Origin of the sequence: Oceanobacillus picturae (genome assembly GCF_000612865.1) — a bacterium.
GTDB lineage: Bacteria > Bacillota > Bacilli > Bacillales > Amphibacillaceae > Oceanobacillus_B > Oceanobacillus_B jordanicus.
In genome coordinates, this window is record NZ_CCAX010000001.1 from 650,115 (window position 1) to 669,220 (window position 19,106).

At 38.8% G+C, this 19,106-nt stretch carries 21 protein-coding genes; all 21 read right to left on the reverse strand.

What is annotated here, in order from left to right:
* Nucleotides 1-7: 7 nt before the first annotated feature.
* Complete coding sequence (gene flgG / locus BN988_RS03320) at nt 8-799, reverse strand: flagellar basal body rod protein FlgG (protein WP_036573063.1); 792 nt, start codon at nt 797-799, stop codon at nt 8-10.
* A gap of 82 nt (nt 800-881) precedes the next feature.
* Nucleotides 882-1,256 carry a TIGR02530 family flagellar biosynthesis protein gene (locus BN988_RS03325; RefSeq protein WP_036573064.1) on the reverse strand — a complete coding sequence of 125 codons (375 nt, stop codon included), beginning with the start codon at nt 1,254-1,256 and terminating at the stop codon, nt 882-884.
* A 24-nt stretch (nt 1,257-1,280) separates the two neighbouring features.
* Nucleotides 1,281-1,742 (reverse strand): flagellar hook assembly protein FlgD, encoded by a 462-nt coding sequence (gene flgD / locus BN988_RS03330; protein ID WP_036573066.1) that lies wholly within the window; start codon nt 1,740-1,742, stop codon nt 1,281-1,283.
* Between the two features lie 9 nt (nt 1,743-1,751).
* Nucleotides 1,752-3,038: a flagellar hook-length control protein FliK gene (locus BN988_RS03335; RefSeq protein WP_036573068.1), complete on the reverse strand. Its 1,287-nt coding sequence runs from the start codon at nt 3,036-3,038 to the stop codon at nt 1,752-1,754.
* A gap of 25 nt (nt 3,039-3,063) precedes the next feature.
* Nucleotides 3,064-3,663 carry a MotE family protein gene (locus BN988_RS03340; protein ID WP_036573070.1) on the reverse strand — a complete coding sequence of 200 codons (600 nt, stop codon included), beginning with the start codon at nt 3,661-3,663 and terminating at the stop codon, nt 3,064-3,066.
* 4 nt (nt 3,664-3,667) lie between these two features.
* Nucleotides 3,668-4,114 (reverse strand): flagellar export protein FliJ, encoded by a 447-nt coding sequence (gene fliJ / locus BN988_RS03345; RefSeq protein WP_036573071.1) that lies wholly within the window; start codon nt 4,112-4,114, stop codon nt 3,668-3,670.
* Complete coding sequence (fliI, locus tag BN988_RS03350) at nt 4,114-5,430, reverse strand: flagellar protein export ATPase FliI (protein ID WP_036573072.1); 1,317 nt, start codon at nt 5,428-5,430, stop codon at nt 4,114-4,116. Before fliI ends, fliJ begins: the two co-directional genes overlap by 1 nt.
* The gene (gene fliH / locus BN988_RS03355; RefSeq protein ID WP_051557634.1) at nt 5,427-6,161 is read right to left on the reverse strand and encodes a flagellar assembly protein FliH; all 735 of its coding nucleotides are present in this window, start codon (nt 6,159-6,161) and stop codon (nt 5,427-5,429) included. The genes fliI and fliH overlap by 4 nt, the downstream gene beginning before the upstream one ends.
* Nucleotides 6,154-7,167, reverse strand: coding sequence for a flagellar motor switch protein FliG (gene fliG, locus BN988_RS03360; protein ID WP_036573075.1), 1,014 nt, complete (start codon nt 7,165-7,167; stop codon nt 6,154-6,156). The genes fliH and fliG overlap by 8 nt, the downstream gene beginning before the upstream one ends.
* Nucleotides 7,168-7,178: 11 nt before the next feature.
* Complete coding sequence (gene fliF / locus BN988_RS03365; protein WP_036573076.1) at nt 7,179-8,780, reverse strand: flagellar basal-body MS-ring/collar protein FliF; 1,602 nt, start codon at nt 8,778-8,780, stop codon at nt 7,179-7,181.
* 154 nt (nt 8,781-8,934) lie between these two features.
* Nucleotides 8,935-9,231: a flagellar hook-basal body complex protein FliE gene (gene fliE, locus BN988_RS03370; protein WP_036573077.1), complete on the reverse strand. Its 297-nt coding sequence runs from the start codon at nt 9,229-9,231 to the stop codon at nt 8,935-8,937.
* Between the two features lie 21 nt (nt 9,232-9,252).
* Nucleotides 9,253-9,711, reverse strand: a complete 459-nt coding sequence (flgC, locus tag BN988_RS03375; RefSeq protein WP_036573078.1) for a flagellar basal body rod protein FlgC — start codon at nt 9,709-9,711, stop codon at nt 9,253-9,255.
* A 3-nt stretch (nt 9,712-9,714) separates the two neighbouring features.
* Nucleotides 9,715-10,110: a flagellar basal body rod protein FlgB gene (flgB, locus tag BN988_RS03380; RefSeq protein ID WP_036573079.1), complete on the reverse strand. Its 396-nt coding sequence runs from the start codon at nt 10,108-10,110 to the stop codon at nt 9,715-9,717.
* Between the two features lie 325 nt (nt 10,111-10,435).
* Nucleotides 10,436-11,215 (reverse strand): GTP-sensing pleiotropic transcriptional regulator CodY, encoded by a 780-nt coding sequence (gene codY / locus BN988_RS03385; protein ID WP_036573080.1) that lies wholly within the window; start codon nt 11,213-11,215, stop codon nt 10,436-10,438.
* Nucleotides 11,216-11,243: 28 nt separating this feature from the next.
* A complete protein-coding gene (hslU, locus tag BN988_RS03390) occupies nt 11,244-12,638 on the reverse strand; it encodes an HslU--HslV peptidase ATPase subunit (RefSeq protein ID WP_036573081.1) in 1,395 nt (464 codons plus the stop codon).
* Between the two features lie 17 nt (nt 12,639-12,655).
* Nucleotides 12,656-13,201: an ATP-dependent protease subunit HslV gene (hslV, locus tag BN988_RS03395; RefSeq protein WP_106896644.1), complete on the reverse strand. Its 546-nt coding sequence runs from the start codon at nt 13,199-13,201 to the stop codon at nt 12,656-12,658.
* A gap of 14 nt (nt 13,202-13,215) precedes the next feature.
* Nucleotides 13,216-14,136, reverse strand: coding sequence for a tyrosine recombinase XerC (gene xerC, locus BN988_RS03400; protein WP_051557636.1), 921 nt, complete (start codon nt 14,134-14,136; stop codon nt 13,216-13,218).
* 403 nt (nt 14,137-14,539) lie between these two features.
* A complete protein-coding gene (locus BN988_RS03405) occupies nt 14,540-14,857 on the reverse strand; it encodes a hypothetical protein (RefSeq protein WP_036573082.1) in 318 nt (105 codons plus the stop codon).
* Between the two features lie 140 nt (nt 14,858-14,997).
* Nucleotides 14,998-17,076 (reverse strand): type I DNA topoisomerase, encoded by a 2,079-nt coding sequence (gene topA, locus BN988_RS03410; RefSeq protein ID WP_036573083.1) that lies wholly within the window; start codon nt 17,074-17,076, stop codon nt 14,998-15,000.
* A 130-nt stretch (nt 17,077-17,206) separates the two neighbouring features.
* On the reverse strand, nt 17,207-18,112 hold the full coding sequence (gene dprA / locus BN988_RS03415) for a DNA-processing protein DprA (RefSeq protein ID WP_231495184.1): 906 nt from the start codon (nt 18,110-18,112) through the stop codon (nt 17,207-17,209).
* A 70-nt stretch (nt 18,113-18,182) separates the two neighbouring features.
* On the reverse strand, nt 18,183-19,085 hold the full coding sequence (sucD, locus tag BN988_RS03420; RefSeq protein ID WP_036573086.1) for a succinate--CoA ligase subunit alpha: 903 nt from the start codon (nt 19,083-19,085) through the stop codon (nt 18,183-18,185).
* Between the last annotated feature and the right edge of the window lie 21 nt (nt 19,086-19,106).

Below are 19,106 nucleotides of genomic sequence, written 5' to 3' on the forward strand. Positions count from 1 at the left end.
TACCTCCTTATCGTTTTAGATTTACTAGTTCCTGAAGTATTTCATCTGATGTTGTAATAATACGTGTATTCGCCTGGAATCCACGTTGTGCCGTGATCATCTCGGTAAATTCTTCTGAGAGATCAACGTTCGACATTTCCAGTGAACCACTTACGATGGATGCAGTTCCTTCCGTTTCAGGAGCAACTATACCGTTGTACCCAGCATTTTCACTATTAAGGAATAAGTTACTTCCTGACTTTTCCAAACCAGCGGCATTCGAGAAAGATGCAATCGCGATCTGACCAGCTTCTTGAGGGTCACCCTCTTCATCAATATAGGAAACTATTCCGTTGCTTTGAACACTGAAGCTTTGTGCAGTATCCGGAATACTTATATTACCGTCCATGCCTTGTAGGTAATAACCTTGCGGATTAACAATAGCTCCTTCACTATCTAGGTAAAAGTTTCCTGCTCTTGTGTAAAATGTTTGATCACCATTCTGAACAACAAACATTCCGTCCCCTTCTAAAGCAAAATCCAGTGGACTGTTGGTAGTCTGTCTGAACCCTTGTGTGTGGATGTTGTCAATTGTTCCAAGCTGTGAACCTAGTCCTACTTGCGAAGGGTTAACCCCTCCTCGTGTGCCTTCTATAGGACCCTGTGCTCCAGCTGTAGTTTGGCTCATCATATCCTGAAAGGTTACCCTTCCTTTTTTAAAGCCTGAAGTGTTCACATTGGCAATATTATTTCCAATTACATCTAATTTTGTTTGAAAACCTTTCATACCTGAAATTCCAGCGTACATAGAACGTAACATTTATCATTTCCCCTTTTTGGTTATATCGTTTTACGCTGTATCTATCCTTCAACAGCGGTTTGGCCTCCCAGAAGGGTCCAGCCTATTTATCCATCAGTATTGTTCCATTAATGTTTGTGAAAATTCGGCTTGTAGCTTCCTGCCTGTTCATCGCAGTTACAACCGTATTATTTTTTGCACTTACAAGTAGTGCTGCTTGCTCTGTAATGACCAAAGAATCTGTTATGCCCTTAGCTTTTGCTTCTTTTACTTTATCGTTTATTTGTTCCCATTGCTTTGTATCAATTTCAATGTTTCTCTCTTGAAGCCGCTCCGAGGCATGCTTACTAATTTTTAAACCTGTCTGTTCTGTAAGAACATCTTTAAAATTAACGTTCGATTTACTACTTGACTGCCTGACAGGCGCAGTGACATTCAGGGCATGCTGGTGCGGCAATTGATGAATCCGATGATCCATATGCTCACATCCTTTTTTGTGCCATTATCCTTCTTCTTCCACCTCTTCGGTTGGATCACTTACTTGAATAGCAGCATCCGCGTAAATTTTGTCCCCGTTTTTCAGTTCTAAAACAGCCCAGCCCTCATGCTGACTCACTGAAACCACTTGACTTGAAATCTCTTCCCCTTTTTCCCCTGTTTCTTCATCTACAGCCCGATAGCTTACTTCCTTTCCAATCATATGACTATACTTAATGACAGGAGAAATCATTTGACTCTCTACAAGACTATCTATTGATTTTGCCATATTCATTGTCTGCTCTAGCGAAGAAAATTGGGCCATTTGCGAAATAAACTGCTTGTCATCCATGGGGTTGCTCGGGTCCTGATTCTGTAACTGTGCCATAAGAATCTTTAGAAATTCATCTTTTCCTAGGTTTGTACTCGGGGTTCTTTCACTGCTTTGATTTTTCAAATACAATGAAGGGTCTAGGTTAACGGGCATTTTTTCCACCTACACTTTCTCATTCATTAATAATTCGTGAAACTGTGTTGCAAAATCATCTTCAGCATGACTTTCTTCATCCTGCCTAGTATCTCCAGATCGATCTTGTTGTTGCTCAGATTGCTGGTTATCCTGATCCTTTTGGAGATTTTGGCTTTGTTGAACAGCCATATCCTGTTTCTCAATCACCACTTGGTGCGGAGAGAACATATTACGTAGTTGATGAATATTCCCTTCCATCATCTCTTTTGTTGCCTGAGAAGAAACAAGTATTTTTACCGTCATTTCTCCATTTATCTGTGTTAATTTCACCATCATGTCTCCAAGATTTTCTGGTCGTAATGAAATGGACAGCTGTGTTGTTCCATTGGACTTGGCAGCAAACTTGCTTGATTGGATTAATTGCTGAAACTGCTCCAGTAATTGTTTATCCGGTGACTTCGTAGATTGGCTAGAATTAACATGGATAACAAGCTGTTCTACCTGGCTCATTGGTCCGCTTATGACAGATGCAGTATTGCTAAGGCCCTCTGTTTTTAAAGTAGGTTGTGCGTGCTGTTCCAATGCGCTTGAAAGCCACTTGGCAATATCACTAGTGGTGACCTTTGAATCAGTGTTGTATTGATGTTTTGTCGCCATCTGATTTCGCTTTTCAAAGGATTGAATTAGATCCTTCCAGACCCCTTGTAAACTAGTACCGTCTTTTTTCATAAGGTTAAGCACCGCGTCCCCACTATTCGCTGCGCCTGCCTTCTTTTCAAGCGAAGTCCATTGCTGCAACAGTTGTAATAATTTTGGCGCTGCCTTTTCAGCATCTTGTTTAGAAGTTATTTTCGATAAAACAGGAGCTACTTCACTTAACAGCTGGGCAAATTCGTTAAATAATGGTGGTAAATTCATCATCTCATCGAGTTTCATTCCAACTTCAAGTTTTTCTTGGTTATTCTCCGATTCCATTAGGGTGGTTAGCAGATCCATCAGCTTTTCCTGTTGTTCCTCGGTCAATTGAATTTTCTCTCCGTTGTTTTTCTCTTCACCAGACTGAAATATAAGCGATAAAGCAGGTTGTATAGATTTGGTCAGCGTATCCTGATCAGACGCTGTTGCTAGTTCAGAAGCATTATTATTACTATTCTGTCCTGCTAATAGAATCATTTCTTTTAATCCATTTGCTTCGTTACCGTGCTCACCATTTAGCATTGATTGAAATAAATCACTTCTGCTAGAGGTCTTCTCGGAGGTAGCAGGTACTTTTACAGATTGTATTTGCTGGATAAACATCCCAATCGCATTCATTAAATTTCACCCCCTTTCAAATTATCTAGTTTCCAGCATCTATGAATATTTTTGTTAATTCTGCCGCTTTAGCTGGCTCCATTTCTGCCAAAATGGCGCCTCTTACTTTATTTGAAACTTCTTCTAATATAGAGACAGCTGTCTGATTATCTAGATCCTGCATGATTAGAGCAGCCTGTTCACTATCCATGTCTTTAAAAGAGCTTGCAATTGTACTTATTGAACTATTTTCTGATTCACTATCAGCCTCCACCTCAGCCGTAGCTTCATTCTGTTTATTACGATTTTCTAGAATTACCGCTTCTTCTTCTAATCGATCAATCGTTGTTTCCATATCCTGTACTTGCTGGTTAAGTTGCTCAATCTGCTCATTTTTGGCAGCCAGCTGCTCTGAAGCATGATCTGGTGTTTGTTCTACTGACTCCCCTTCTGGCGATTCTATTAGAGAGGACACAACTGGAATATTACTTCCTTTTTCCTTTACCCATTCCATTACGTTTACTCCTGCCATACTAAAGGCAATTACCGCAATCACGACTGCAATCAATAGCGGAATTACGATTGCAAAAAGAAACCAGAGAAATGGATTCATTTTCTTTTTTTCTATTTTTAGGTCTTTTTCCATGTCATCACCTGTTTATATGGCTTAAATATTGTTGTATCGAGACTTCATCCATCGAGGATTTCTCCATTTTCTCCTGGATTGCTTTCTTCTCTTCTTGTCTCATTTCAATAATCTTATCGAATTTCTTCATTTCTACATGTGCTTCAGTAAGTAAACTCTGTTTCAATTCCATATCATTTCTTGCATGCTGAACGGCATTTTGCATGTCCATAATTTGCTTATTTAATCGCTCGATATATGCATTTTGCTCTCTTATTTTATCAAGCGTTATAGCTTGTTGAATTGCATCTTCATAATCTTTTTCAGCGTTTTCCTTCTTCTTTAATAACTGGAACATTTTTGTGGCGATATCCTCGAAAAATTCTGTCGACTGATGGTAGGCCTTTTGCGCATCATTTTTTTCTTGTTCTCGGACATTACGAATCTTTGATAATGCTAGTATTTCCGCCATTAATTCATGCCTCCATTTAATAATGCTGTCATTTGTTCAATTGATTCAGTACGTGATAATACTTCATGAACATCCTGCTTTAAAAAGGACTGTATCTTAGGTTGATAGGAAATTGCTCTGTCGATCATTTGGTCAGTGCCACGTTTATAAGCACCAATGTGAATTAATTCGCTATTCTCTTCATATTTTGCCATTAGAGAGCGAATTTCCTGCGCTATTTGTTTGTGGGAAGCTGCAGTAATTCCATTCATTACACGACTAATCGACTTGAGCACATTAATTGCGGGAAACTGGCCACGCTCTGCCAGTTTTCTATCCATAACAAAGTGACCATCTAATATCCCTCTAACCGTGTCTGCTATCGGTTCATTCATATCATCACCGTCTACCAATACAGTATAAAAGGCGGTAATGGTTCCATTCTTGTTTGTACCTGTTCGCTCGAGTAATTTAGGAAGGGTGGCAAATACAGAAGGGGTATACCCTTTTGTAGTTGGTGGTTCTCCTGTAGCAAGTCCAATTTCTCGTTGGGCCATCGCTACCCTTGTAACGGAATCCATCATCAGATTCACGCTATATCCCTGATCCCTGAAATACTCACTTATTGCTGTAGCTGTATAGGCACCCTTTATGCGCATTAATGCGGGTTGATCTGATGTAGCAACCACAACAATCGATCTCTTAAGCCCTTCTGGCCCAAGATCTTTTTCTATAAATTCTCGAACTTCTCTGCCTCTTTCTCCAATTAGTGCGATGACATTTATATCTGCGTCACTATTTCTAGCAATCATTCCTAACAGTGTACTTTTCCCAACACCACTACCTGCAAATATTCCAATACGTTGGCCTCTTCCTACTGTAAGAAGGGAGTCTATAGCCTTCACCCCTACCTGTATTGGTTCAGAAATGGGTGGCCTCTCCATTGGATTAGGCGGAGACTGGTCTGTTAAGTACCGAGTTAATCCTTTTGGAAGTGAAGAATGGTCCAGTTTCTCTCCTAGTGAGTCAACGACATTACCAATTAAACCTCTTCCCACTTTTATACTAAGGGGCTTCCCAGTCGATTCTACAAGACATCCAGGTCCGATTTCATTTACTTCTGAATAAGGCATAAGAATTATTTTTTCATTATTAAAACCAACAACTTCTGAGAGGATCGGAGAACGGCTCTCAGATGAATGAATATAGCATACTTCCCCTATATTGGCAGCAGGACCTTGTGACTCAATCATCAATCCAACCACTCGAAGCACTTTTCCATAACGTTTATATGTGTCTGCTTGTTCTACTGCTGATAGGTAGTCTGCGATATTCATTGCTTTTGCTCCAATACAATTTCATGTAATACTTCTCTAATTTGCTTTAACTGTGTATCAATTCCAATATCCAATTCACCAAACGGATGCTGGATTCGACAACCGTTTTCTTCAACAGTATCTTTTATATAAATTGCGAGCTTTGTGTCATCATCCAAAATTTGTAACAGTTCTTCCTTTTGCTGAACGACAAACTCGTAATTTGCAGGATTAAGGTAAATCGATATGATAGATTGGTCCTTTAATTCCTTAATCGCTTTATTTACGATGTGCAGAAAAGAGGTGGGCTCCTCTGTGATCTTTTGATCAATTATTTTCTCAGCGGTATTTAACGCGATATTTATAATTTCATCTGTACTTTTTTCTACTGTTTGTTGAAACTCTTTCATTGCCCGTTCTGTTAACTGGTTCAACTCATCTAACTTTGTTTGGTATACCAACAGACCTTCATCTCTACCTGAGTTAAACCCGTCTTGGTATCCATCCCTTTTTGCTTGTTCGACTAATTTTTTCTTCTCTTCTTCCCAGTTTAGCTTCGCTTGTTCGATCTTATCATGTGTCTGCTGTAGCATTTTGGCAGTGTTTTCCTTCACTTCTTCAAAAGTTTGTTGTGCCTTCCGAAGTTCTGCCTGCACTTGTTCTTCTGTCTCTACTCCTGCTGCTACATCATTTCGTGTTATGACTGGTTTGATTTTGATTACCTTACCACCCGTCACGTTAGAATCAGACAATGATATCATCTCCTCCACCTCTTGCAATGACAATCTCACCTATATCTTCTAATCTTCTAATAGACCCAACAATTCTTGTTTGTGCTTCCTCTACATCACGTAAACGTACTGGCCCCATATATTCCATCTCTTCTTTAAAGGACTCTGCCATCCTTTGTGACATATTTTTAAACACAATATCTTTTACTTCATCACTAGCTACTTTAAGTGACAATCGTAAATCGTCATTTTCAACTTCTCGTATTACCCGTTGAATTGCTCTGTTATCAAGAATAACAATATCTTCGAACACAAACATACGTTTTTTGATCTCATCAGCAAGCTCTGGATCCTGTATTTCAAGAGCATCTAAAATCGTACGTTCTGTACTGCGATCTACTCCATTAAGTACTTCTACAACAGCTTGGATTCCACCCGTTTGTGTGTAGTCCTCTGTTACAGAAGAAGAGATATTTTTTTCTAAAACTTGTTCAACCTGTGTAATGATCTCGGGTGATGTAGAATCCATTGTAGCAATTCTTCTTGCAATATCTGCCTGCATTTCTTGTGGCAGCGCTGATAAAATTTGCCCTGATTGCTCTGAATCTAAATAAGAGAGAACAAGTGCAATTGTTTGCGGATGTTCGTTTTGAATAAAGTTTAAGACTTGCTGTGGATCTGCCTTTCTCGCAAAGTCAAATGGTCTTACCTGCAAGGAAGATGTAAGTCGATTAATTATATTAGAAGCTTCCTGGCTTCCAAAAGCTTTTTCCAACACTGTTTTCGCATACCCTATCCCACCCTGTGAGATAAAGTCTTGAGCTACTGCAATTTGGTGAAATTGGTCTAAAACATCGTCTTTTAAAGAATTATCTACTTTTTTAACTGAGGAAATTTCCAAGCTGAGTTTTTCAATTTCCTCTTCTGTCAAATGTTTGTAAACCTGAGCAGAAACATCTGGGCCTAAGGAGATCAAAAGTATCGCTGCTTTTTGCCTGCCTGTTAAGGCGCCTTTTTGTCTTACCATTTAATCCCCTCCTAATCTTCCCCGATCCAGCTTCGTAAAAGTTTCGCGAAATCTTCCGGCTTATCTTTTGCAATTTTTTCTAATTGTTTTTTACGGACATCTGCCTCTGTCTGTTCATTTTCAGGTAATTCTGGAACCTCGGCAGGTAATTCTTCTGAGATATAGCTTTCTTCTATGATTTCTTCTTCTCCACGATTACGCAACAACATAACAACCAATACAATAATAATTAGTAGTAATGCTCCTCCTGCTATATACATCCAAGACGGAATACCAGCAGATGTGGCCGCAGCGCTATTCGTTTGTTTTCCACTAAATTCTTGGAAAGTGATGGATACATTGTCTCCTGGTGTAGCATTAGCTGGCTCAAATTCTGCATCAACCGTAGTGGTAACAATGGAACTTAAAATAGAAGAAATACCTTCTTCAACAGTGGTTTGTTCCTGCTGTGTTAAGTATTCAACGGTTTCGCCATCGTCATTTTTAACGTTGTTAACAGCTACCTGTATACCAAGATCACGTACTTTATAAGGACTTTCTACAATCTCTCTTTGAATACGGTTGTATTCATTGTTTACTGTTTCCTTAACTAGCTCATAATCTCCGTCTTCGCCTTCTTCCACACCTTCATAATTAGCTATGTCTTCATCACCAGTTCCAGCATTCCCACCAACAGGAGGGTTTCCACTATACGTTTCCTGGATTGTTTCAACGCTAACTGGCAGACCTTCCATATTTTCCTCATCAGCAGGTTCTACAAGATTTTCCGTTCTGTTTTCTTGCGTAAAATCAATATCAGACGTTACAGATACGATTACATTTTCGCCACCTACCATGGCACTAAGCATCTGTTGTAATCTTTTTTGGATATCTCGTTCTATGTCCTTCTTAACCGATTGCTGATATGTATGTGCGTCTTGCGAGCCACCAGCAGTCTGATTGTTTCTATCAAAGTATTCAAAGTACTGGTTCATAATCACGATGTTGTCCGCCGGCAGATTCGGTACTGCTTTTGACACTAAGTGGTAAAGCGACTCTATTTGGTTTCCTTCAAACTGATATCCAGGCTGCGTATTCAAGACGATGGATGCACTGCCTTCTTGTGCTGCGTCACTAACAAAAACGGGATCCTCAGGCATGTTAATCATGACCTCGGCATTTTCAATTCCATCAATCCCTTTCATTAAGTTAGCCAATTCGGTTTGCATCGCATCCAGTTTCATTACGTTAAACTCGTTGTCTGTTACTCCCCAAGATGCATTCTCACTGAAAAAGGAATAATCTATGTTCCCGCTATTTGGTAAACCCTGTCCGGCAAGATCAACAAGAAGTGAATCCACTCGCTCTTCTGGAACATTTACAGTTGTTCCACCGTCTTGTAATTCATACTGTATACCTCTTGTTTCAAGCTCTGTTTTTATTTGCCCTACTTCCTGCAAGGAAAGGTTGCTATATAATGGAACCAACCTGGACCCAGGCGACAAAAATAAGATCCCACCAATCAGTAGGATGACTAGTAATATAGATCCAAGAAAGACGCCCTTTTGTGTATTGGAGCGTTTCTTCCAGAATCCAGTCATTTTTTCTTTCCAGTTCATTATCTTCTCTTTCATATATTCCCCCACCATGATGCCAAAATTGATTCAAACATTTATTACATTGTCTAGATTTTGCAAATTTAAAGGATTCGAAATCCACTATTATTTCTGAAATTAGAATGTTTGTTAAGAAGTACACAAGTATAGTCTTGCTTTGAAGCGAATGAACTTAAACCTGCATTCTCATTATTTCATTGTAGGCATCTATGGCTTTACGTTGCATTTGTACGCTCGTCTCTAATGTAATGCTTGCTTTTTGTGCAGTAATCATCACGTCATGTAAATCATCAATTTGGCCATTGGCAAGTGCTTCTGTCTTTTTATCTGAAGCAATCTGGCTATTATTTACGTTATTAATCGCTGCTTTTAATGTATTTGCAAAACTTTCCTGCGCCTGCCCTGGTGATACTGCAGGTTTTGTAATCTGTTGATCCGCCATAGTTCCTAGCGTTATGTTATTTATCATTATTTAAAACTCCCAGCATAATTATTTACCGATTTCCAATGCTTTCATGAGCATACCCTTGCTTGCATTCAATGAAGTTATATTTGCTTCATAGGACCTAGTAGCACTCATTAGGTCAACCATTTCTTTTAATGGATCAACATTTGGCATCTCAACATACCCGTTATCATCTGCGTCTGGATGTGTTGGATCATATACTAATTTAAAAGGGGTTTCATCTTCTGTAATCCCAGTGACCTTAACACCGTTGCCGGTATTGTTTTGTGATGTTCCTGATGCTTTATGTAAAAACGATTTAAAACTTCCGCCGTTTGGCTCTACCGTAACCATTTTCCTTTTGTATGGCTCGTATTCCCCATTTTCGTTAATTGTCGCTCTTGTAGTCTGAGCGTTAGCAATGTTTGAAGACACAACATCCATTCTAAGGCGTTGAGCGGTAAGAGCACTCGCACTTGCGTTTATTGAATTAAAAATGGACACTTATTAGCTACCTCCTTGTAAAACTTTTTGCAGACTTCCAAACTTACCATTTATCCGATCTACTAATGCCTGATAATAGATTTGGTTTTTGGCAAGTTCTGCCATCTCCTTGTCCACATCCACGTTATTTCCGTTACTATTGTAGGATGTATTGTTTTTTGTAATTATTTGGTAAGATGAATCAGAAGTACCATTAAAAGATAAGTGCTTCTCGTGAGTCTTTTTTGCTTGTACGCTCGTTGACATACTTTCGTTTAATATATCTTTGAACACTGCATCCTTTGCTTTGTAGTTTGGTGTGTCAACGTTTGCGATGTTGTTTGATATAGTCTGGTTCTTTGCTGACGCGTATTGCAATGATTTTTCCAAAGTGGAAATAGTGCCTCCAAATAAGTCCATCCATTTCCCTCCTTACCCTTTTTATCAACGGTCATAAATATTAATATCCTACGAATATTGTAATTTATAAATACTGCAAAGTCTATCACTTTTCGACATTTTCCTTATTAAGAACATAATATAGTTAAATATAACTAGGTCTAATTTATCAATAAGATCGTATTTTGTTTGTTGATTTTCCATAACTTTTCTTTTTTCTCGACTTTCAATTGCTAATTCGTCGAATTTGATCGAAAACAGCAATTTATTTTTTCATTTTACAGATTATATTTACCCGCACAAAAAAAGCCCCATAAGACTAAAGTCTTACAGGGCTTTTTTTGTTTTATCTTGAACGAAGTTTCTCAAGCTCAACTAGAAACTTACTGTTTAACACTTTAATATATGTTCCTTTCATTCCTAAGGAACGAGATTCAATAACACCAGCACTTTCAAGTTTTCTAAGTGCATTTACGATAACAGATCTGGTGATACCTACTCGATCTGCAATCTTACTTGCAACAAGCAAGCCTTCATTACCATTCAGCTCTTCGAAAATGTGATCAATAGCTTCTAATTCACTGTATGAAAGAGAGCTTATCGCCATTTGCACAACTGCTTTACTGCGCGCTTCCATTTCAATTTCTTCCGTTTTCTCATGTAGAATTTCCATACCTACTACTGTTGCACCATATTCTGCAAGCAATAGATCATCATCATTAAAGCTATCTGTTAATCTTCCAAGTACCAATGTACCAAGGCGCTCCCCGCCTCCGATGATCGGAACAATTGTTGTTAACCCTGTTTTGAACAATTCACGATTTTCTACAGGGAATACAGTTTGCGGACTGTCAATATCCAAGTTTGGAGTAGTCTCATGAATGTTAAACAACCCCTCCGTATATTCTTCTGGAAATTGTCTTTGTTCTAGCATATCTTTCATACGCTCATTTTCTATTTCTTGGTTTATAGCAAAGCCTAATAATTTACCTCTTCTGCTTAGAATGTAAACATTCCCTTTAATTACGTCACGTAAAGAAGCTGACATATCATTAAAATTCACTGACTTCCCTGTTGCTTTTTGTAGCATTGCATTAATTTTTCTTGCACGTCCTAATAGTTCCATTAATAATCCTCCATTCAATTGTTTGGTATTATAGTATAAATTGACTTAAGTCCTTGTTTTTAGCAATAGTACTTAGTTTTTCATCCACGTAAGTTGGAGTTATTTCAATTTGCTCCATATTAATATCAGGCGCTTCAAATGATAAGTCTTCTAGAAGTTTTTCTAAAATGGTATGCAATCTTCTAGCACCGATATTATCAGTCTCTTGATTTACCTGATAAGCAATCTCAGCTAGTCTTTCTATAGCTTCGTCCGTAAAAACAACATTTATACCCTCTGTTTGCAATAAGGAAGAATATTGTTTGAGTAAAGCATTAGACGGCTCGCCAAGTATTCGTTTGAAATCTTCAACTGATAGTTTATCTAATTCCACTCTAATAGGAAATCTCCCCTGAAGTTCAGGAATCAGATCACTAGGCTTTGCCATATGAAATGCACCTGCCGCTATAAAGAGCATGTGATCTGTCTTTACAGGTCCATGCTTTGTGACGACAGTTGATCCTTCCACAATTGGCAAGATATCTCTCTGAACACCTTCACGCGACACATTTGCTGTGTTATCTTGCTTTCCGGCTACTTTATCAATTTCATCGATAAAAATAATTCCGGATTGTTCTGCCCTTTCCACAGCAATTTGGGCTGCTTCTTCCAAATCGATCAACTTCCCTGCCTCTTGTTGGGTCAGAACCTTTCTTGCCTCTGATACAGGTAGTTTACGCTTTTTCTTTTTCTTTGGCATGAATTGCCCAAATGCGTCTTGCATATTCATCCCCATTTGTTCCATTCCCGAACCTTGGAGCATGTCAAACATGGAAGGCGGCAGTTCCTCAATTTCAACGGAAACCATATGATCCTCTAGTTCACCTAGCGCTAACTGGTGCTCTATGCGTTTTCGTTTGTTTTTAATTTCCTCATCATTTTCTGCATTCGTTTCACTTTTGTCACTGTTATCATTGCCAGAGAAGAGCATTTCAAAAGGATTTTTCATAGAGGACTCTTTTTTAGCCTGAGGGACAAGTAATTTCACTAATTGTTTATTTGCTTCCTCTTCAGCCTTTCCCTTAACCTCTTTCATTTTCTCTTCTTTTACCATGCGCAATGACATTTCAACAAGGTCCCTGATCATGGATTCTACATCTCTTCCAACGTAACCCACTTCTGTGAACTTGGTCGCTTCCACTTTTATAAAAGGTGCGCCCACCAATTTCGCTAACCGTCTGGCAATTTCCGTTTTACCTACTCCCGTAGGTCCGATCATCAGAATATTTTTTGGAACTATTTCATCCTTTATCGAGTCATCAAGTTGCATTCTTCTATAGCGGTTGCGCAAAGCTATTGCAACAGATCGTTTTGCACTTCCTTGACCGATTATATATTTATCCAATTGACTGACAATCTGTTTCGGAGTGTAATCAATACCCATTGTCGAAAGGCCTCCTTTTAGTCAAGCACTTCTAAGGTTATCTGATCGTTCGTAAACACACAAATTTCTCCCGCTATTTCTAAAGCTGATCTTGCAATTTCCTCTGCAGTTAGATGATCCGCTTTTCTGGCAAGCGCTCTACCAGCACTTAATGCGTAATTTCCGCCAGATCCTATGGCGAGTATGCCATCATCAGGCTCAATTACTTCACCTGTACCTGAGACTAAAAACATATTCTCTTTATTCATTACAATCAGCATGGCTTCCAGTTTACGAAGAACTTTATCACTTCTCCATTCCTGTGCCAATTCAACCGCAGCCCGAGCTAAGTTACCATTAAAAGCTTCTAGTTTTCCTTCAAATTTCTCGAATAGCGTAAAAGCATCTGCCACAGAACCAGCGAAGCCAGCTAGAACTTGACCACGAAATAATGTACGTACTTTTTTAGCCTTATGTTTCATAACAACTGCGTTTCCTAGGGTTACTTGACCGTCCCCACTCATTGCGCATTGTCCTTTATGGCTGATGGCAAATATAGTCGTTGCATGCATCTCGTTTGCCAAAATAATCACCTCTTCTAATCGTTTGATTGATTATTTGCCCTTGGGTGGCTATTCATGTAGACACTTCGCAAATAATCCTTTGTAACGTGTGTATAAATTTGTGTAGAAGACAGATTTTCATGACCCAAAAGTTCTTGCACACTCCGCAAATCCGCCCCCTCATTTAATAGATGGGTCGCAAACGTATGCCGGAGCTTATGGGGGTGAACGTGGACTGTTAACGCAGCCTTTTCAACCATTTTATTAAGGATTAATCTTATCCCTCTTGCCGTTATAGGATTTCCACGTGCATTTAAAAAAACAGCTTCATTCTGCTGTTCCGCCTTTTTCAGTAACGCTGGACGCCCTTCAGTTATGTACGTTTCCAAAGCGATTTCTGCAAATCTTCCAAATGGAATGTACCGTTCCTTTCTCCCCTTACCTCGAACAAAGATAGTACCAATTGAAAAATCAATATCTTGAAGCCTTAGCCCCTGACATTCGCTAACCCTCATGCCTGTGGCATAGAGTAACTCAATTAATGCCTGATTCCGTTGTCCTGTCGGTTCATTAAGATCATTAATCTCAAACAGCTTTTCAAGTTCCTGTTTATATAAAAATCCAGGAACTGGACTCTCAGTCCTCGGTAGAGATATGTGGACAAAAGGGTTAGAGAATAAGACATTCTCTCTTTCTAAATATTTATAGAAACTTCTCAACGTTGAAATTTTTCGGGATACAGATCTTCGGCTTAGCTGTTTGTTATATAGCATCGTTAGATATATTCGTACAACTTTCTGGTCTACATCCCCAAGATCAGCAATGCCTTCCCCTTGCAAAAAAGCGAAAAATATTTCCAGATCATTCTGATAATATTTTACAGTATAGGGAGATGCATTCTTCTCAATCTGTAAGTAGGATGTAAATGCTTTAATTGCCTCATCAAAATTAAGCAAAACTTCACCCCATTGATTAGCGAATAAATCATATCATAGAAAATCAAGTAGCGCAATAAATTTAACAAAATTGCAACAAAATTCTGAATTACCTAGTGAGCAATTGTGTTTTTCCAATGATTTACCCTGTGTCATAGTAAATGAATGCTTTACTAATAAGGTTTTGACTGTCAAGGTATTACACTTACCAAGGCGTAATTATATCTGTTTCCAACTAAATAGTCAACAATCTTGCCTTGAGACAATACGAATACTTATTTTAAGCAATCTTTATATAACGTTTTGCCACTATAAATGGTACCAAGGTCGTTCCTGAGTCCGTTCATCTATTTATTTAGTAAAGTGGAAGAACTTTTTAGAAAATAGTCTATAGACACAATCTTCTCTTCATAATATTGCCAAATTATTGCTTCAGTATTCCTAACTCATTTATTTTTTCTTTGGTTTTATCAGTTCCTAATCTATATACATTACGATAAACGGTAATAAGATGATCATCATAGCTATTTCTTTCATCATCTGCTCCCCATTCATCAAACGGTTTGGATAAATACTCAACTGAGTTTTTTGCATTTTTGTTTTCTTCTAGGAAAAGTTCCCGTAACGCTTCAACCTCATCATGGGTTGCAACAATTTCATATTCAGTGGATCTATCCGGTATGGACATCTCATTAATTTCCTTTTCTGCTATCTTTACGAAATAATGCTGTTTGCGGTCCATTGGATTCCCTCCTTTTTTCTTCTATTATAGAGGTTCCCTTTATAATCAATTTAGAAACACCGAAAGAAGAAGGACTTAACTCTGTACCACAAACAAAAAACTGCCCGTTATTAGCTACGGACAGTTAATGACCTTTTCGTCTATGCTTGCGCTGATTCCTTATATTCACAATTTGTACATTGGATTTGTGTTTCTTTCTTACTTTTCTTTTCCACTAATAAGGAGTCACATTTTGGACATGGTCTTGAGATTGGTTTATCCCATGAAAGGAAGTCACATTCCGGGAATCGATCGCAACCATAAAAGACGCGTCTTTTTTTGGATTTTCTTTCCACCACGTTGCCTTCTTTACATTTCGGGCATTTCACGCCGATTTCTTTAAGGATAGGCTTCGTGTTACGACATTCTGGAAAATTAGAGCATGCTAGGAATTTTCCGTACCTTCCCATCTTATAAACCATCTCATGCCCACAGTTCTCACAGTCAATGCCAGCTGGCTCATCACGAATTTCAATTTTTTCCATTTCTTTTTCAGCTGTTTCTAGTCGCTTTTCGAATCCTTTATAAAATCCATCAATAATGGTAATCCATTCGGTCTTACCTTCTTCAATTGCATCGAGGTCCCCTTCCATTTTAACTGTGAACTCCACATCAATAATTTCGGGGAAAAACTCTTCGACAAGCTCTAATACTATGGTCCCAAGCTCTGTTGGAATAAAACGTTTGTTATCAATTGTTACATAACCTCTTCGTTGTATCGTATCAAGGGTTGGTGCATAGGTTGAAGGTCTCCCTATTCCTAACTCCTCCATAGTACGAACAAGTCTTGCCTCCGTATAACGGGGTGGCGGCTGAGTGAAATGTTGATTTGGCTCAATTTCTTCTGCCATAACCGTCTGTCCTTCGTGAAGGTCCGGTAAAAATTTGTTCTCTTCTTTTTTATCATCATCGGTTCCTTCTACATACACTTTCATGAAACCTTTGAACTTCACTTTTGATCCAGTAGCCCGAAACTCCACTTTATTATTTAGCATGTGAACGGTCATGGTATCCAATACTGCGGGAGCCATTTGACTGGCAAGAAATCGTTCCCAAATCAATTTATAAAGTCGAAGCTGATCTCTCGATAAGATCGCTTTTAAAGATTTTGGGTTGCGTAAGGCTGAAGTCGGTCGGATTGCTTCGTGTGCATCCTGAGCTCCTTCTTTCTTTTTGGCAGGTTTACTTGTCCCCAAGTACGCTTCCCCGTAATTTTCTTCTATATATTCTTTTACTTCCTTCTTCGCTGTATCAGAGATACGTGTTGAATCAGTACGCATATACGTGATAAGTCCAGTGATACCACCTGATTTTTTCCCTAAGTCTATCCCTTCGTACAATTGCTGTGCTACCATCATGGTTTTCTTCGCTCGGAAATTCAGCTTTCTGGCAGCTTCCTGTTGTAAAGAAGAAGTAGTAAATGGTTGAGATGGATTTCTTTTCCGTTCTCTTTTATTTACTTTATCAATCTTAAATGCCTTTTCATCTAGCTTACCAAGAATTTGTTTGACATCATCTTCTGTCTTTAACTCTTGTTTCTTACCATCAACGCCATAAAAAGACCCATTAAACAACTCATCGTCCTTTTTAAAACTTCCTTCAATTGACCAATATTCCTCTGGTTGGAAGTTTTCAATTTCTTTTTCTCGATCAATTATCATTTTGACAGCTACAGATTGCACACGGCCTGCACTAAGTCCTTTTTTTACTTTTTTCCAAAGTAATGGACTAATGTTATAACCGACCAGTCTATCTAAAATTCTCCGTGCTTGTTGCGCATCTACTAAATCTGTATCAATACTTCTTGGATTTTTAAAGGATTCTTTAATCGCTTCTTTCGTAATCTCATTAAATACGACACGACACTTCGACGTCTCATCAACATTTAGAATGTGGGCAAGGTGCCAGGCAATTGCTTCCCCTTCTCTATCGGGGTCGGCCGCAAGATAGATTTTTTTAGCTTTTTTTGCTGCAGAGCGCAATTCTTTTAGTACATCACCTTTTCCGCGTATCGTAATATACTTTGGTTTATATTCATCTTCTGTATCAACGCCCATCTGACTTTTTGGCAGATCACGTATATGTCCCATTGATGCTTTTACTTTATATTTCTTCCCCAAATAACGTTCAATCGTCTTCGCTTTTGCCGGCGATTCTACGATTACTAGATAATCTGACATTATATTTCCTCCCACAATGAGGTTACAACTAATTTAAATTGGAAATCTTCACTAATAGTAAATATATACGTTTCATTTGTCAAACATACAATTTAAAGAAGAGTATAACATTATCTTCTTTTCCTAACCATTATCCCTTCCATGCGGAAGCCAAATGTGCTCCTTGATCGTTCCAGTCTTCTAGGATACATTTTGCATCCATTACAAGCTTTGCACCTTCCTGTATCATACGATGGCAACCTTTTGTTTGTGCCACTAATGGAGACCCTGGCAGGGCATATACTTCCCTTCCCTGATCTAATGCTTGGTCTACTGTAATTAATGTACCACTCTTCTCTGTGGCCTCTATCACTACCGTTCCAAACGTTAAGCCACTTATAAGTCGGTTACGTTCAGGAAAATGGTGCCGACTGGCTGGTACGTTGGGAGGGTACTCAGAGAGGACTATACCACTTTTACAAATTTCTGTAAATAAATCCTCATTTTCCTTTGGGTAGATATGTTCAAAACCACTACCGAGCACAGCAACTGTTTTTCCGTTTTGAGCTAATGCTACCTTATGAGCATAAGTGTCTATTCCTTTCGCCATTCCACTTATAATAACCCAGCCCTCCTCCACTAAAGGCTTCACAATAAAGTGTGTTTTTTGTCTTGCTTCTCTTGTTGGCCTTCTAGTTCCAATAACACTTATGCAAGGAGAGCAAGATAACAATTCATTATTGCCTATTGTATATAAGACTAGTGGTGGGTCTTTTATTGTTTTTAACATGAAGGGGTAAGCTTGATCAAGAATGGTAATGATGGAGCATTGTGTTTTATCCTGTTTAATTTGTTCAATGAGGACAGGGTTATGAAGGTCATGATAAAGAGGGACTGCTTTCTGTTCGGGGATGTGGTAAATTTGGGTTAATTCTTTAGGGGAAAGATAGTAAATCTCTTTTAGTTCCGTGTCATTTTGGATAATATACTGCATTATACGTCTTGTAATGCCTTTGCATCTTGATAAATGTATTAACCTGTTACTGCGCCGACTCAATTTTAACATCCTCTCATGGAGAAAAAGCCCGGGAATTTCTTTATTCCAGGGCTTCTTCACTATCAAATTTTTAATGTGTTTTACACTTCTCTTTCAAATCATTTTCTTCCAATACTCGAATCATGGTCTCACCCATTACAGCAGGTGTTTCTGCAACTTGGATACCACATTCATTCATCACGCGGATCTTTTCGTCAGCAGTACCTTTTCCGCCAGAAATAATGGCACCAGCGTGTCCCATTCTTTTTCCTGGAGGGGCTGTAGCTCCACCAATAAATCCTACTACAGGTTTTTTCATATTGGCTTTTACCCACTCTGCTGCTTCTTCTTCAGCAGTACCACCAATTTCACCAATCATTATGACGGCTTCTGTTTCACTATCTTCATTAAATGCTTTTAATGAATCGATAAAGTCCGTACCATTTACCGGGTCTCCACCAATTCCTACAGCAGTAGACTGACCATAGCCAGCTTCAGATAATTGATGCACGGCTTCATAGGTTAAAGTTCCTGAACGGGAAACCACACCAATATGACCTTTTTTATGGATATAGCCAGGCATGATACCAATTTTACATTCTTCCGGAGTGATGACTCCTGGGCAGTTTGGTCCAACCAGGCGAGTCTTTTTGCCTTCCATATAACGTTTAACTTTTACCATATCCATTACAGGAATATGCTCTGTAATACATATAGCTAAATCTAGCTCGGCATCTACTGCTTCTAATATTGCATCTGCCGCAAATGGTGCCGGAACATAAATAACGGAAGCGTTTGCGCCAGTTTCTTCAACTGCTTCTTTAACTGTATTAAATACAGGAACGCCTTCTACTTCTGAACCTCCCTTTTTGGGTGTAACACCTGCAACGATATTCGTACCATACTCTAGCATTTGCTTGGTATGGAATTTCGCTGTACCACCAGTAATTCCTTGTACAACTACTTTTGTATCTTTATTAACAAATACACTCATACTTGTCCGTCCTTTCCATGC